The organism is Vibrio agarilyticus, from assembly GCF_012641465.1.
GTDB lineage: Bacteria > Pseudomonadota > Gammaproteobacteria > Enterobacterales > Vibrionaceae > Vibrio > Vibrio agarilyticus.
On record NZ_JABAIK010000002.1, the window covers coordinates 44,900 to 61,178 of the forward strand.

At 43.3% G+C, this 16,279-nt stretch carries 13 protein-coding genes; 7 read left to right on the top strand and 6 right to left on the bottom strand.

Going from position 1 to position 16,279, the window contains the following annotated elements; genetic code table 11:
* Positions 1–3 precede the first annotated feature (3 nt).
* Both HGP28_RS02140 and HGP28_RS02145 read right to left on the bottom strand, forming a co-directional pair.
* On the bottom strand, positions 4–954 hold the full coding sequence (locus tag HGP28_RS02140; protein WP_168834804.1) for a carbohydrate ABC transporter permease: 951 nt from the start codon (positions 952–954) through the stop codon (positions 4–6).
* Positions 955–1,054: 100 nt separating this feature from the next.
* Complete coding sequence (locus tag HGP28_RS02145; protein ID WP_168834805.1) at positions 1,055–2,314, bottom strand: extracellular solute-binding protein; 1,260 nt, start codon at positions 2,312–2,314, stop codon at positions 1,055–1,057.
* Between the two features lie 1,632 nt (positions 2,315–3,946).
* Here HGP28_RS02145 and HGP28_RS02150 point away from each other — a divergent pair.
* Positions 3,947–4,879: a hypothetical protein gene (locus HGP28_RS02150; protein WP_168834806.1), complete on the top strand. Its 933-nt coding sequence runs from the start codon at positions 3,947–3,949 to the stop codon at positions 4,877–4,879.
* A gap of 83 nt (positions 4,880–4,962) precedes the next feature.
* Here the strand turns inward: HGP28_RS02150 and HGP28_RS02155 are convergent, their stop codons facing one another.
* A complete protein-coding gene (locus HGP28_RS02155) occupies positions 4,963–5,793 on the bottom strand; it encodes a mechanosensitive ion channel domain-containing protein (protein WP_211091872.1) in 831 nt (276 codons plus the stop codon).
* Positions 5,794–6,049: 256 nt separating this feature from the next.
* Between HGP28_RS02155 and proX the strand changes: the two genes are divergently transcribed.
* Positions 6,050–7,099 (top strand): glycine betaine/L-proline ABC transporter substrate-binding protein ProX, encoded by a 1,050-nt coding sequence (gene proX / locus HGP28_RS02160; RefSeq protein WP_168834808.1) that lies wholly within the window; start codon positions 6,050–6,052, stop codon positions 7,097–7,099.
* Between the two features lie 58 nt (positions 7,100–7,157).
* Here the strand turns inward: proX and HGP28_RS02165 are convergent, their stop codons facing one another.
* Complete coding sequence (locus tag HGP28_RS02165; RefSeq protein WP_281355514.1) at positions 7,158–8,084, bottom strand: NAD(P)-dependent oxidoreductase; 927 nt, start codon at positions 8,082–8,084, stop codon at positions 7,158–7,160.
* 153 nt (positions 8,085–8,237) lie between these two features.
* Here HGP28_RS02165 and HGP28_RS02170 point away from each other — a divergent pair, with 153 nt between their 5' ends.
* The 4 genes from HGP28_RS02170 (at position 8,238) to HGP28_RS02185 (ending at position 12,037) form a co-directional block, all read left to right on the top strand.
* The gene (locus tag HGP28_RS02170) at positions 8,238–8,885 is read left to right on the top strand and encodes an HAD family hydrolase (protein WP_168834810.1); all 648 of its coding nucleotides are present in this window, start codon (positions 8,238–8,240) and stop codon (positions 8,883–8,885) included.
* Between the two features lie 220 nt (positions 8,886–9,105).
* A complete protein-coding gene (locus HGP28_RS02175) occupies positions 9,106–9,474 on the top strand; it encodes a NirD/YgiW/YdeI family stress tolerance protein (protein WP_211091858.1) in 369 nt (122 codons plus the stop codon).
* A gap of 656 nt (positions 9,475–10,130) precedes the next feature.
* Entirely contained in the window at positions 10,131–10,829 is a 699-nt protein-coding gene (locus HGP28_RS02180) for a response regulator transcription factor (protein WP_168834811.1), read from the top strand.
* Positions 10,829–12,037 (top strand): sensor histidine kinase, encoded by a 1,209-nt coding sequence (locus tag HGP28_RS02185; RefSeq protein WP_211091859.1) that lies wholly within the window; start codon positions 10,829–10,831, stop codon positions 12,035–12,037. The genes HGP28_RS02180 and HGP28_RS02185 overlap by 1 nt, the downstream gene beginning before the upstream one ends.
* Positions 12,038–12,049: 12 nt before the next feature.
* Here HGP28_RS02185 and HGP28_RS02190 read toward each other — a convergent pair whose 3' ends face one another.
* Positions 12,050–12,655, bottom strand: a complete 606-nt coding sequence (locus HGP28_RS02190; protein ID WP_168834812.1) for a DJ-1/PfpI family protein — start codon at positions 12,653–12,655, stop codon at positions 12,050–12,052.
* A gap of 350 nt (positions 12,656–13,005) precedes the next feature.
* Between HGP28_RS02190 and HGP28_RS02195 the strand changes: the two genes are divergently transcribed.
* Positions 13,006–13,620, top strand: coding sequence for a hypothetical protein (locus HGP28_RS02195; RefSeq protein WP_168834813.1), 615 nt, complete (start codon positions 13,006–13,008; stop codon positions 13,618–13,620).
* 33 nt (positions 13,621–13,653) lie between these two features.
* Here the strand turns inward: HGP28_RS02195 and HGP28_RS02200 are convergent, their stop codons facing one another.
* Positions 13,654–16,065 carry a DUF723 domain-containing protein gene (locus HGP28_RS02200; RefSeq protein WP_168834814.1) on the bottom strand — a complete coding sequence of 804 codons (2,412 nt, stop codon included), beginning with the start codon at positions 16,063–16,065 and terminating at the stop codon, positions 13,654–13,656.
* Between the last annotated feature and the right edge of the window lie 214 nt (positions 16,066–16,279).

Sequence of the window (16,279 nt, forward strand, 5' to 3'; positions counted from 1 at the left end):
ACCCTAATTTTTTTGTTCTTTCATTATTGAATTTTGATATGTGAATGCAAACACCACACACACAATAAACAATACGACACCAATAGCACTACCAAAACCAACTTTCATTCGAGTAATACCAAACGTATATAAGTAGCTGACTAATGAATGACTCTCATGAGACGGGCCACCGCCAGTAAGTGGCATAATAAGGTCAAAGGTTTGTAACGCACCTAGAATACTAAAGAAAATAGAGACTTTTATTCCGGCCGCTATGAGTGGCACTTTAACAAACCAGATAGTTTGAAGTTTCGAGGCACCATCTAGTTTTGATGCTTCAATAAGATCTTTAGGAACACTTTGCAACGCTGCAATATAAATCATCATGTGGAAACCAAAATATTTCCAAACAATTACGACCAAAATTGCAGTGAATGCCCAATCACGGTCAGCCAGGATATACCAAGGATCCGTACCTAACGACTCAGCGATTCCGGCCATCATGCCGTAGTCACCATCAAACACAAAACGCCATATCAAACCTGCAACGACTTCAGCTAAAATGTATGGCAAAAAGAAAATTAAACGAAAAACACTGTTAGACCAGCTTTGTTTGTAAATGCTTAGTGCAACGACCAAAGCCAAAGGTAGCTGAATTAACAATGAAACAATAATGATTTTAACTGTATTCCAAGCTGCCGTTTCAAATGCCCCATGGTTAAACAGGCGAACATAATTATCAAAATCGACAAACTTACTTGGTTCACCATAACCATTCCATTTAAAAAAGCTATAATAGCCAGCCTCTCCTAATGGTAAAATTACAAAAATTGTAAACAGCATTAGCGCCGGTGGTAGAAAAAACAGTAAGGTTAGCAAGCGATTTCCTTGATTTCGCTCTTTAAGCCATTGCTTAAATTTCGACGTGCCGGAAACCTGAGGCTCGCTGATAACTGCCGCTAACTTGTCACTCATATAATATCCTCTTATGTAGAACAAAAGCTGGTTAATTGGTGAACGAAGCCTTTTTATGAAAGACAAATTAACCAGCTTTGTGCTACTTACTGTCGCCTAATTAGCGCATTTCCCATGCTTCTTGAACTTGCTCTGCGGCTTCTTGAGGTGTGATGTCACCGTTTACGATACCAACCGAGATATCATTTACGACACCACCCACATCAGCGCCGAGTGCTTGATCAAAGAACACTTGGTGCCATTCGGCATTTGCGATTGTTTGTGAAATTTTCTGTTTAAACTGATTCTTCAGACCCTTGTCTGCCCCTTTTGCCACTGGAATGATTTGGTCAATTTCAGCAAGGCGTGTTTGAGATTGTTCGTTAAGGAAGTATTCAAGCCATTTTGCCGCTTCTGGTTTCGCGCCTTTTGCAAATGCAAAGCCATTGATACCACCAAGAGTATCTGAGCCATCGCCTTTACCACCTTCAATCGTTGGGAAGTTCATGAAGCCAAGATCCGCGTCAACCACACCTTTTTTGTCAACAGCTTGTTGTGCTTGGAAGGTGTAATCCCAGTCTCCCATTAGATGAATTGCCGCTTTCTGGTCACCGAATAGACCCGCTGACTCGCCGTAACCTGCTGCCATAAAGCCAGGTTGGAAAGGTTTAAGATCAGCTAGGCGTTTAAGCTCTTCACCTGCGCGTACGAAACCTTCACCGTCAAAGCCTTCACCTTTGTCAGCCATAGCGTCTAAGAATGCTTGTTGGCCAACAGAGCGCATTACTAGGTAACTCCAGTAGAAGTGCATTGGCCATTTGTCCGCGCCACCCACTGCAATTGGTGTGATGCCAGCCGCTTTGAGTTTTTCGATAGCGGTTAGGAACTGGTCCCATGTTTTGATAGCGTCACCATCAACACCCGCTTGTTTGAATAGCTTTTTGTTGTACCAAAAACCAACTTGACTCACCATGTAAGGTGCGCCGTATTGTTTACCATCAATGCTAAATGCATTCATACCCGCTTGAGACAACTCTTGATCCAGCGTTGCTGAATAGGTCGTCATATCTTCTAGCAAACCCGCGTCAGCGCGCACTTGGAAGTTACCGCCCCCCCAGCTATAAAAAACATCAGGACGTTGGTTCGACTGAAGCAGTGTTGGTAGCTTCGCTTTAAACGCTTCGTTCTCGAGAAACTCAATATTGACGTTGATACCAGGGTTTTTGGCTTCAAAATCCTTTTCAATGCTTTCCCAAATCGCAAGCACAGTCGGGTTGGTTTCAATGTGCATCATACGAACGGTCGTTTCGGCGCTAGCCAGACTAGAAAACGCAAGGCAGCAAAGCGCGGTTTTTCCAATAAACTGTGTAGGTTTAAACATGGTAAAACTCCATTATCTTAATATTATTCATCAAACACTCTTACAAGTTGTCTTGAGAGCCCCTTATTTTTTGATAATTTTATGGTCATAAACAAGAGGTGAAATGTGATTTAGTTAGCAGCAAAAAAATTTAGTGAAATTTGGTAAATCCCTTATAACAAAGCGCAACGGTTTTAGTGAAATTGCAGTGAAAAGATATTAATTTCCATAAGTATAAATCCCACACTTTCTTTAGTTGAATTTTTATTCCACGAATATTTCCGCGAGAGCTTAATCACAAAACAAAATTTGTGAATGTTACCTATGTCACATTAAGTCTTTAGACGCAGTCACAGTACAGCATCTGGTCATAATGGCGAAATATGACTTCCTAGTTCCGTATTATTGCTTTTTTATTGATGCCTTTGACAGAAAGCAACCAAGCAAGGGTGATTATTGTCACACTTTTATTTTGATGAACACAGCTTCGCGCCAAAATTAAGTATTACTTAATTAAAATAGAAAATATTATGTTTAATCCATCATCCAATTTTATAAAAATAACATTCTGGTGTGTAATACTTAGCCAGAGAAATTAATACCATCTGCCGCTCGGTAAAAATAACTTATAAATATTTATTGAAATATATAAATTGGAATATTTGATTTAAGCAAATTTTTGCTCAATTACATAGATTATTAACGCATAGACATTAGATGAATATTTAACCGTGCGAAATCTTGGTTTTAATATACCCAAGTGACTTCAAGATGCTGGATTCAGATACAGCTCACTGGGCTGAGAACAAGGCAAACAAGGCAGCATTACGGGTAAGCGACAAGCGACAAGCGACAAGCGACAAGCGACAAGCGACAAGCGACAAGCGAACAAAGCCTAAGGCCATAGGTGCGCTATGTGATGAGCTTTGGAAGTAGTACTTTCCCTTAGGTTTTAAGAAAGGCGCTGCTGCTTGATGCAAGAGGGGGAGATAAGCGGCATTGCGCTAGCTCGCTCACCGACACAATGAAGCGAAATCAATACCAACTAAGACCAACAGAATCAACCGTCACGATGTTGGCACAAGAACAATTTTTTGACTCAAAATGCCATTCATTACAGAGATTCTTGCGCTATTATGGCGGCGGGAGCCCATTTTTTACGCAAATCTTTTTAATCTACCGTCAAACATTTAACGCAATGCAGATACCACAACTTCGCTGAGTAAGGTAATGCCGTTATCTTGAGGGTAGACAGGTAAGTCCGGGTTACCGTTCCATTAAGATAAATCCGATGCTTAAGTGAGATTAAATGCCTTGCCCTATCCGTTCGTTGAAACAAATGCGCAGCGTCCAGCACAACAGCAGATCCTGCCTTGGTTCACAGCCACGAATGCGGCACCGCCACTTAAACCAGGATCACATAAATTTCTTATACCCACACAACTTGAAGATGCAGTTAGGCGACCAGCGAACAAAGCCACTGAGCATAGCTACACTATGTGATGAAGTTTATGAATGCCTGTCAACAACGCTGCTAGTTCAAATAGGAAGGGTATACGATGAATAAAGCGAAACATACCCATTATCATGCTCAAGGTAATGCGCAATGAAGTACTATGAAAATAACCCCATGACTGAGTTAGTGGTGAAGCCATGACTACCTCATTTTTTGCCAACACTCTCACCTCTTATTTAGAAGCCAAAAAACTGAACCGTGAAACTGTCGTTGATATGTTCAGTCATTGCGGATACAACGAGTTAGCTAAGTGCGATTTGACAACACTAAGCCGCTGGGCGTCTGGAAAAACACAGCCAAGTTTATATAAACAATTTCTGGTTTGCATTGTTCTCGGAATCGATCTCTATAAATTCATTATAAATATGAATCATCAAGACTATAGTGAGAATAAAAGAGATCGTGAAATAATCGATGACTACACGAGTTATCTAAATAATAGTAATTCAAATATTGGTTACTTCCCGCGAAGTGACGATGTTAAGGTGTATTATTCTTTATTGGAAAAACAACAGCATAGAGATATTTTAGACCGGTACTATTCGAATTTCGATAGTTATATCAGTTTAAGAAAAAAGGTAGACGAAGCCGGAATATCACAACCATTTAATGTTTTCTTATTCAAAGAAAACAATGTGATGTGTGGTCATCTGTCTTTCACAGATAAAAATAGCGAATACTTGAAGTTATTTGGGGTATATCGAGAGGAAATTAAGCACTCCATTGGAATTAACCCTACATTTTATATCGATGGGAAAGTTTACTGGATGGCAATGTGCTGTTTATGCACCTACTACTTAAGTAATCATAAATATCAGACCATCAAATTTTGCACATTATCGGTTAAAAATCGTAATACATGGGAGTTTTACAAATCAATTGCTGATGGTGAAACCTTAACGTATTTCACTCCGTCAGCGAACTCGAATTCTTTTGATAAAGGCTTCTATTACGTTAAATTTAATATTTTACGTCTCCTAAGCAAACCCAGTGTGATTGAAAAAGTGCAACACTTTACTAAGCACCATCCGCCAACATCGTTCCTGCCAATAGATGATAGCGACTCATAACCATGAGTCCCATGTTAGTTGCTATATACCCAAGTAACCTCAAGATGCATGGTTCAGCGAGAATGACTTGGGTATAGAAGCAGCTAACTAACAACAACATCGCCATTTGACTTATCAAAATGGCGATCATAAAGCGTCATAAAATCAGCGCGAATAAGATTTTCCAGATGATTTGCGCGCTCTGTTGGGCAAAATATCATTACATGCACAATTTGTTCACCGGTTTGCCCGCTCGTAATATGGATATGTGGTTCTGCCCCGGGCAAATCGACACCCGCATGCTTTTCAATCACCGCATTATACCGATGGGCGACATCTGCAAAATAGTGGCAGTGCTCTTCAATTTTTTCCACCAGCAAAGGAACCAGAGGGTATAAATTACAAAACTTAGGCACAATAATTTCAAAATTATGGTAAACATAACGCTTCATGAAATTAAAGTTCTTTACTGGATAAGTAAAAAACATGCTATTAGGCAGCGTCGCAGTTTTGCCCGTGTAGTGATACTGCCCGTGGTTTAAATCAATTTCTTGGATCACCGTCGCCATCATATTGTGTTCAATGACTTCGCCGCACAGCTTCCCGACTTCAATCCAATCACCAATGCGAAATGAACGTGAGCTGGCGCGCTGAATCGAGCCAGTAAAACATAAAATAATTTCCTTAGATGCTACAACGACCGCAACCGCTATCGCCGTCAACGACAGCGCAAATTCGCTGACTTCAGAGCGCCAAATAAAAAACAGCAATACGATGATAAGTACCGCAGTACCATTTTTAGTTCGTGACATCCAGCTACGTTGGCTCTCACTAAGAAAATCACCGTCACCACGAATACGCCAAAGCGCAATGCGTCTTATCACAATGATAAGCGTAATCAATATCGCGCTGCTTGCGCCCTTGTACTCCCACATCAAATTCCACAAAGACTCAATTTGATCCACACTCAGCTCCTAATGCGTGCCCAAGCCTTGTTCTCCAAAAAGGAGAATCTTTTTCTACTAACGCTTCACCATAAACAAATTTTCCTTACAAAAACGTTAGCTTAGTAAATTTCCATCAATTTACTTGAATAAATCATCCGCAAATAGGCGATCTCGACCTAAACTTAGATGCAAGGTATGCACACTGATGCACATTATTGAGGCGCTATACCTAAGGAGCAAGCTGATGGTATTTTCCTTTCCTCCCTATCTGACACCTCTAGGGCGGTACACTCGAGAGCTGCTCGCGCTTTTGCTCATCGCATTACCTGGATTCGCTCAAACCCAATTCCCACTTAAGCTTCCTGGCGAGGGCATTACGGTACAAGCGGTTCGCTCTGATGTTCCTGAAGAAAGCTTTCAAACGGAAATCGTCAATCGCGCACTAAAAGCGCTTGGCTATACGATTGCGCCAACCCAAATTGCCGATTACTTAACCGGTTATCACGCGATTGCCCATGGAGATTTTACCTTTTCCACAGTCGGGTGGTTTCCGCTGCACAGCGATATGTACAGCGCCGCGGGTGGGCGACAAAAACTCTCGCGACAAGGGCACTTTATTAGTGGCGCCATTCAAGGCTATATGATTAACAAGTCCATTGCCGACCAGTATGACATTACCAATATCGCCCAACTTAAAGACGCTAAATTGGCTGCTCTGTTTGATCAAGACGGTGATGGTAAAGCCGATCTCATTGGTTGCAATCAAGGCTGGGGCTGTGAGCATGTGGTGAACGTTCAGCTAGGCGCATTTGGTCTTAGTGATACTGTCACACATCATCAAGGCGACTATGCCCATATTATGAAATCGACCATTGCACGCTTTCACCAAAACAAGCCGGTTCTTTATTACGCTTGGAAACCGTATTGGGTCAGTAGCATACTCGAGCCTGGGGTGGATGTGGTTTGGCTAGAAGTGCCCTTTTCAGCATTACCGGGAGAGCGGCAACAGGTGAAAACTCGTCTGCCCAATGGCCGCAATTTTGGATTTGAAATGAACAGCATGCGTATCGTCGCCAATCGTCAATTTATTGAAGAAAATCCCGCTGCCGCGAAATTATTTTCCATCATGCGTATCGACATTAACGATATTATGGAACAAAACCTCAAAATGAACCAAGGCGCCAACCGCCCAGAAGATATTGAGCGCCATGTTGATGAATGGCTTCTAAAGAATCAGCACAGGTTTAATCGTTGGATCACCCGTGCCAAACAAGCGGATCGCGATACAGATTAAATGCTGTAACGTAGCGATTGCTGGCGCGGGTAGATGGCATAACCTCACATAACGAGCATTACCCATTCTTGAGCGATTTTATCAATACCGAAGTGTCCATGCGGCCAAAGCCTTGCTCTTGAAGCCCTGCATAGGCTTTATCAACATCGTGAGTTAGCGGAAGTGTTAGCCCTAAGCGTTCAGCTTCGGCCAAACAAAAACCGAGATCTTTGCGCATCCAGTCAATAGCAAATCCAAAATCAAATTTATCTTGCGCCATCGTCACCGCGCGATTTTCCATTTGCCAAGATCCAGCCGCGCCATGCTTCAAGACATCGACCACCTGTGCAATATCAAGCCCTGCGCCTTGAGCAAGCAGTAGGGCTTCACTTAACCCCTGTAACACGCCAGCAATACAGATTTGGTTAACCATTTTGCAACGCTGACCTTGACCACATGGGCCCATCAAAGAGCGACTTTTCGCGTACGCATCCATTATCGGAGCGACTGCAGCAAAAACCTCTGGCTTACCACCGCACATAATGGTTAAAACGCCATTTTCAGCGCCCGCTTGACCGCCCGATACTGGCGCATCAATAAAATCAATATCCTTCGCTTCGGCTGCCTGGGCCAATTCAAGCGCCAGCTCCGCTGACGTTGTGGTATGGTCAATCAAAATCGTATTAGGGCTCATTCCCGCTAAAACACCAGTATCGCCATAAACCACACTGCGTACGTCATCATCATTGCCAACGCACATAAATACCATATCTGCGCCCGCTGCAGCCTCTTTTGGTGTCGTGAAAGCAACGCCGCCAAATTGCTCAGCCCAAGCCCGCGCTTTACTTTCTGTACGGTTGTAAACTGCAACGGCGTGACCTGCTTTTTTTAGATACCCCGCCATCGGATAACCCATCACGCCTAAACCAATAAACGCCACTTTTTTCTGACTCATTGTGCTTTCCTTTTTGTATGCGAAAACGCAGCTTACACTTAGCGTTCCCAATTGGAAACGGTCAACAATGAACACTTTGAATTCATTCTGCCCTATAGCAACCCCATTAGCGCAACAAAACTGCCTACCACAACAAATCGAATTGAGCTATTACAAACGACTTGTGGCAATATGGTGATTGGTCCCTTTTACTCATTAAGCAGTATGAAATTTTACGGTGCCATCTTTGATATGGATGGTTTATTACTCGATACCGAACGTGTTTGTATGCGCGTTTTTGAACAAGCGTGCATCACCACCAACAATCCATTTAACCGCGACATTTACCTCTCAATCATTGGGCGTAATGCCGTCGGCATTGAACGCATTTTTCGTGAATTATACGGCGACAATTACGATAAATTGCATCAAGAGTGGCGAACCCACTACACCGCTCTTGTGACTGAACAAGCCATCCCCAAAAAAACAGGGGTCATTGAGCTTCTCGATTGGTTAAAAGCACAAGGGATTAAGCTGGCTGTCGCCACGTCCTCACAGCGCGACGTCTCTTTGCGCAAACTCACCCTAGCAGGGCTCATTGGCTACTTTGATCATGTCACAACCGGCTGCGAAGTTTCACAAGGCAAGCCAGATCCTGAAATTTATCTTCTCGCCGCCAAGCGCCTTGGTCTTAAGCCCCAGCAGTGTCTCGCCTTTGAAGACTCGAATAACGGCGTTCTCGCTGCCGTATCTGCTGAAATGACCACCTACCAAGTTCCCGATTTAGTTGAGCCTAACAGCGAGATCCTCGCCCTCGGCCACACTGTGTTACCTTCGCTCAACGACGTACTCACACAGCTTAAATCGTTCTAAGTCCGAGTATTATGAGTTACTGGTAGACAGCAAATGAGCAAAGCCTCTGCGCCCTTCGTGAACATAGGCGAACTGTGTGATGAGGTTTGTAAAAGCTAGCCTCTTGCGCACCACTGGCGTGAGTTTACAAAAATGTATACCTGAAGAAAGCATGGCGTATAACCGCGTGATTATGATGTATCCATCAAATTGATTCACACACTCAACAGAGGGTTTCATCATGCGCCATTCAATCATTAAATTCATCGCACTTCCTATCGCCCTATTTTCAGCGGCCACTATGGCTAAAAACGATAACCTAGGTGGCGGTTTTAACGGGCCATTTTCAGGCATCACAACCGTTTCTGAAGCGGTGCAAGCTAATGACGATACGCCAGTGGTTTTAACCGGTTACTTAGTCAAAAGCCTTGGTAACGAAAATTACTTATTTAAAGATGCCAGTGGCGAGGTTGAAATTGAAATTGACGACGACCTATGGCGTGGCGTAACGGTTAGTCCTGAGACGAAAGTCATCTTGGAAGGTGAAGTGGATAACGACTTTGCCGAATCGTTAACGGTTGATGTCGATCGCATTCGCTTAGCCAGCTAACCGTTTTTGTCCCAGTACAGATTTTGCCCTGTCTGTATTGGGACGGGCTCACGCCCAAACCATTTAACACCGCAAATAATCAAAGCCTCTGAGCATTGACAAACCAAGTCACTCTCGCGGAACCGCGCATCTTGAAGTTACTTGAGTAGAAGTTACTTAGACAGAAGTTACTTGGGTATAACACGCCGCGATTTAAGTAGAAAAAGAATAGGAGCTTTATGATGCAAACTCATCACGATAGATCTCATATACACCACTCAATCGCACTGGTGTCGGTTACGCAAAAAAAACCATGGTATAAACGCTATCACCATCTCTTTTCGTCGATAAAATCTCAACTGATGCAGTCATTGCGCCAAAGAAAGCTGCGAACAAATTGGCCACGGCAGGAAAATACTCATGGCCAACACGAGCGAATGACTCGCGGCTGGCTAAAAACAAAATGTCTCGTTACTGCATTCAGCACTATCATACTGGTTTCTGCACTTTGGCTGCTCACCATGCTATTGATTACACTCAGTGGTTTGATTAGTCTATTTCGCCTACTTTGGGTGCGACCAAACATTGCGCACTGATTCACGTTTAATTCATTGGGGCTTTGCTATTTGCTTACGTTCGCGTAACGCTTGAGCAGAATCCCAAAATTTGAGGCTGCTATGCATATTTTGCTGGTTGAAGACGACGCTAACTTAAGCCGATTTATCGAAAAGTCCCTAATGGAAGCGGGACACAAAGTCATATCAACAGACAATGGCAAACACGCGCTATCGATGTGCATGACCGAACAATATGACGTTGCCATTATCGACCGTATGCTACCAGGGCTTGATGGTTTGTCTTTGGTCAAAGCGCTGCGCGCATCGCAAGTGGAAATGCCGATATTATTTCTTACCGCGCTTGGCGGCGTTGATGATCGTGTAGAAGGCCTTGAAGCCGGGGCTGACGATTATCTAACCAAGCCCTTTGCATTTTCTGAATTGCTCGCTCGATTAAGCGCTCTTTCGCGTCGTTCAAGCCAACTCAATAGTAAAAATGAAGGTTTACTGCAATTTGGTGATGTGACCCTCAATCTTTACGAGTTCTCCGCTTCGCGTCAAGGTCAAGATCTCGGGTTACAGACGAAAGAATTTCGCATATTGGAACTGTTCATGCGCAATCCCGGCCGAGTCATTACTCGCACCATGCTGCTAGAGCACGTTTGGGATATTCACTTTGATCCGCAAACCAGTGTAGTGGAAACACACATCAGTCGACTGCGCAATAAACTTGAAAAACCATTTGGCGATCAGTTAATTCAAACCGTGCGTGGCGCTGGATACAAACTGGAATACAAAGAGAAAAAGAGCACGCAATAATGGCGGAATTCACTGATACTTCAATGTCACCATGGTTAAAACGGCTTTGGCGGTTCCTACCGCACTGGCTACAAAGCTCAGCAGCTCAACAAGGCATGCTGATGATTTGTGTCACCATTTTTAGCTTGGTTCTCATGGCCAGCATCACCCTTGCTTATGTTGACTATCAATTAGACAACATTAATGCGGAGCTGGTGAAAGAGACCATGGAACTGACTAAAAAACAGATCCATGAATTGGATGACGATCCCGTTGAAGAAGATGAAATTCTTGCGGTAATGGGAACCGGCTTTTTACTTGCAGGTCTTATGGTATCAGGATTAACCGGATACCTTATTCTGCGTATTACACGCACAAGCCAAAAACGTATTGACCATATCGAAGCGGTTTTACGTTCCGCAGCACAAGGTGAACTGGATCGCCGCATTGGAGACACTCACGCGCATAATGACCTCGCACGTATCGGACGCGCGATTGATGAAATGCTAAGCCGTTTGGCCGGCTCCGTTGCCGCTATGAGTGACATTTCCGCCAATATTGCGCACGAACTGAAAACCCCGATTACCCGTTTGCAGCATCAGTTGCTGGAGTTATACGCTCTTACTCAAGATGCCAAAACATCAAATGACGCCATTACTCAACAACTGGAAAATGCACTCAGCGAGTCACATCGCTTAGCCGACATTTTCGATGCTCTATTGCGCATATCGCAAATTGAATCAGGCCATAGGCGTAATCGTTTTGCTCGCATCGACATAACTCAAATCATTGAAACGATTGGTGATATTTATACCGATGTGGCAGATGATGCACAAATGCAATTAACCGTCGAGCAATCCGACTCGCCAATTTGGCTCGAGGGCGACCGTGAACTACTCGTGCAGCTGTTTGCTAATGTGATTGAAAATGCGATCAAGTATTGCCCGCCACACAGTAGCATCAGTCTCAGCCTGCAACGCCACCATGATGCGTTAGGTGAAACGCTTTCGGTCAACATTCAAGATAATGGGCCCGGTATTCCTGATTCTGAAAAGTCACGTGTATTCGAACGACTCTATCGTATAGACAAAAGCCGCACTGAGGGTGGTTTGGGGCTTGGCTTATCTTTGATTAAGGCGATCACCGAGCTGCATCACGGGCAGATCACCTTAGCGGATGCGAACCCTGGCCTTTTGGTGAGCGTGACTTTGCCACTTGCTCACGAATAAGGTATGGCGTTCTTAAGTTACTTGGGTATATTTATCGGCAAAAGCGTCAGACTCTGGGTCATTTTTCCATTCATATTCGGCATAATCTGCCACGTGGTGCGCTTTTGCCTCACCCCAGATATGGCTTATCAGAGCCAGAGACATATCCATACCAGCCGACACCCCGGCGGATGTAAAAATATTGCCATCTTGAACCCAGCGAGCCTTACGAACCCAATCCACCTTGTCTGACTGGGAAACTACCCAGTCAAAGGCAAGTTTGTTCGTCGTCGCTCGTTTGCCATCGAGCACGCCAGCCTTTGCCAACAAGGCCGCGCCAGTACACACAGAGCACAAATACTGACATTGCCAAGCATGTGTTACGATCCACTGCAGCAGTGCAGGGTTACTGACTTCTCGACGCGTACCTTGGCCGCCGGGCACCATGATAATGTCGTAGATCCCTTGGGTAAAATCTCGATTTGCCACGATTTCAACGCCTTGAACTGAGCTAATCGCGCCAGTGCGCTCCGCCACAATATCAATTGATAACGACTCCTTAAGCTGCCCCAACATCTCAAGCGGCCCAAAAACATCAAGTAACTCAAAGTCATCAAACACCAACATCGCCATTTTCATCGCAACCTCCACAAATCGACGCAACCTTTAAGGTTATAGACTGTATGTGGTCAGTTCGTCTAACGGACAATAAGGAAAGAATGCGCTAAGAAGGGATTGTAGAGCGACTGCGACCAACAAAATTGATCGCATGGCGAGAAGTCAATCAGCTAAATTCGATAAAGTACTTTCGTAATATGTTCATTATCTTATAATTGAAAATTACATGTCTTCGCCACATTCTAATAAATGCTCTCAAGGCCTTTAATATGAAGCCAGCAGCTATGCCACCTTCGAGAATACGACAAACTAACGCTTGAACTGGCAGAAAGTTATCTAGACACTGGTATCAAATTACTGAGGATTAATTAATGTCAGGTTTAGACAAAGAACAAATTGTAGCTATCATGAAAGCTGCTGAGGACGAGATTGGCAATGGTTTCTGGACTAATGAGGTCCCCCCTCGCCGCATCTGGAAATTTTTCGAAAAAACGCATCTGAGACAAGGATGTCTGCCAGCTTCTTTTTCTGCGCTGAAAAATCCAGAGCTTCTAAAAGCGTACCCTGACGCAAAGCTTGTAGTTGGCTTCACGTGCAACGTAGATGATGAACTAGTTCAAAGCACATTATTGATGTGTATCCATGACTTCCTAGCTGTACAACACTATTCTGGTCGTCATGACGTTATTTATAACTATCATGCTTGGATTGATCTCGACGGAACTAGTTATCTAGATATTACAGGTCCAATTTATATCGAGAATGTGCACTCGCAAAGCTACGACTACTATTACGAGGCTTCAGATCACGAAGTGTTCAAAAACTTCTATCCTGTTCTAGTAGGAGACCAAGCCGAAGTGTTCTTCAAAAAGATGACCGAAGCACGAACTCTTAACTGGTTCGGAAACAGCCAATACGTAGTACCGTTAGAGCAAGAGTCTAAATCTTGTATTTCTATGCTACTAGATAAGCTCAAGAACAAATGATGATAAAAGGGTGTCCTGTGGACACCCTTTTAACTATAAGTCTAGCTTTAAAATGTCTACATGAAACATCTCGGTTGAACCGTTTCCAATGAACTCTGAATCTTTAACCTTATATCGATGAACTTGGTGCTGCTCTAGTAAAGCAGACTCCCATAGCCAAGCGTCATACTTCGTCATCGGCTGTCGAAGAAGAAACTCAACATCCCAACCTTTGTAGTTCGCTTTCCAGCGATTACCAGTTGAGTCTAATCCAACTTTATAGCGAACTTCGGCACCTCTTTTAAACTTCACATAGTATCCGTTACAAGGCTTATTTCGTTCTTCTGGGTTGCGTTGGAAGTAGTATTCATCATAAGTCCCTACCCCCTTTCCATAACTGCATTTCGGGCAATGTGAACCATTGATATGAATTCTTGGATCTTGCATGAACAATCCATGCTTATGACAAAGGATTGCTACTTTATCTTTTGCTGTGACGTATTCAGTCAACGAGTAATCATATCGGTCACCATGAACCTCTTTTGCAACAGATATAAACTCATCCGTTGTCTTCCGCTGAGCTAATCCTTTACTCTTATTAGCGCACTCACGGCATCCAAAATCACTAGTTAAATGACTTGTGGGTGTTTGCTCAAAAACGCCATGAATTGGACAGGTGATTTTCACTTTGTCATGAGAAGATACGTAATCGACTTCAGAGTAATCGAACGTCTCACCATGCATTTCAACCGCCAATTCAATGAACTCTTCTGTGGTCAGTCGTTGGCGTTCAGCAGCGGCAACAAAAGCACATCGAGGACACCCATTACCGTTTAAATGAGAGTTTGCGGTCTGGCTGAAAACTCCATGTTCTGGACAGATAATATCTACTTTGACGTGTGACAGCTCATACACAGTGTTTGAATAATCATATTTTGAACCATGTATCTCATTAGCTTTGCTGATGAACTCACTCTGAGTCATCGTTTTTGCTTTATTAGACCGTTCAAAACCACAAGCCCTACAACCAGCACCAGTTAGATGAACAGATGGTTGTTGTTCAAATACACCATGAACTGAGCAAATGATCTGAACCAACTCTTTGGCACCAGTGTACTTAACAAGTGAGTAATCATATGCTTTACCATGAATAGCTACTGCTTGTTCAACAAACTCGCTTGTCGATTTAGTTTGCTTGAGCTTTGTGTTTTCAAAACCACACTGAATACAACCAGAACCAATTAAGTGTGAATATGGAGCTTGAGAAAATATACCGTGAACTGAGCATATGATATCGACGGGTGTGTCAATATTTTTGTACTCGGTTAACGAGTAATCGTAGCGGTCACCATGAACATGTTTTGCTTCTTCAATGAACTTATCTATCGACTTTCTCTGCTTATCAGCGCGCCCATCAATAGCACATTGATTACACCCAGCTCCTTGAAGATGTCCACCAGCTGATTGCTCAAAGGCTCCATGCTTACCACAAATAATCTTTACTTTATCGTGAGCCGTTTGATAGTTGACTAACGAGTAGTCATAACGATTCTGGTGTATGTCGCTTGCTTCTGTTATGAATTCTGCCGTCGTTTTTCTGAATTTAATAGCTAGGTCTTCATTTGCACATTGCTGGCACCCACTGCCAGTTAAATGAACACTTGGAAGCTGTTTAAAATCCCCATGTGCCAAACAAGTAATCGTTATTTCTTTACTCGATAGCTCATAACTTGTTTTGTCGTAGCAATACCGTTCTCCATGCACTGCTAAAGCATCTTTTATGAACTGATCATGAGTTTTTGTAGCAAGCATCTGCAACTTATCAAATTTGCATTTCTGGCAGCCTGACTTCTGGTTGATGTGATCTGATGGGGTTTGACGAAATACACCATGAATTGAACAGATGATTTCAACTTGGGTTTTGTTGTTAGCCCCATATCTGGTGACACTGTAGTCATATTTGTCGCCGTGGATCTCTTTAGCACGAGTAATGAATGACTCTGTATCGTATTTTACATTTCCAGCACATACTGCACACCGTTGTCCTGACTTGAATTTGCTGGGTGAAATAGAGCAAGCATGACCAACGGAGCAAACCAAGGGAACTTTTGTACTTGTATTCTTGTACTCGTAATCCACTCCTAAAGTCCATCCAGTAGTATTAACTAGCTTCTCGAATTCTTTCTTGGCAGCAGTCTTGCGGTTAGTTGTAGATTTGATTGCTTTGAAAGCGTATGGAGATACCTCATATAGCTCTCCAGAGCTATCAATGAGAGAGACTTTCTGTCGCGCATTTTTGAAGAAGTAGTTGTCAGAAAACGACAAGCCACGACTAACAACTAGTTTTTCAAACTCAAGCTGAGCTTTAAGTGATCGTTGCCCTGTCTTATTGCTTCTCTCTAATAGTGCTAGAAAGTCAGTTTCGGAAAGGTGGTAAACAGTAGCGGGTTCTGCTGGTAAGGTCATTAGGCTTATGAATATGGCTGATGGTTATACTACGCAACTTATCATACGCATGACCAACGTTCATTCATATGATTTGACTCATATCCTTGCCGTAAACATGGATGCTAATAAATTTAAAAGAGCCAGTCGCTCAACGGAGCAGACCAGCGCTCTATATATTCATTATGCTAAGTTTAACCGCGATAAACTAAGCAACTGTATAATCGACGATTTC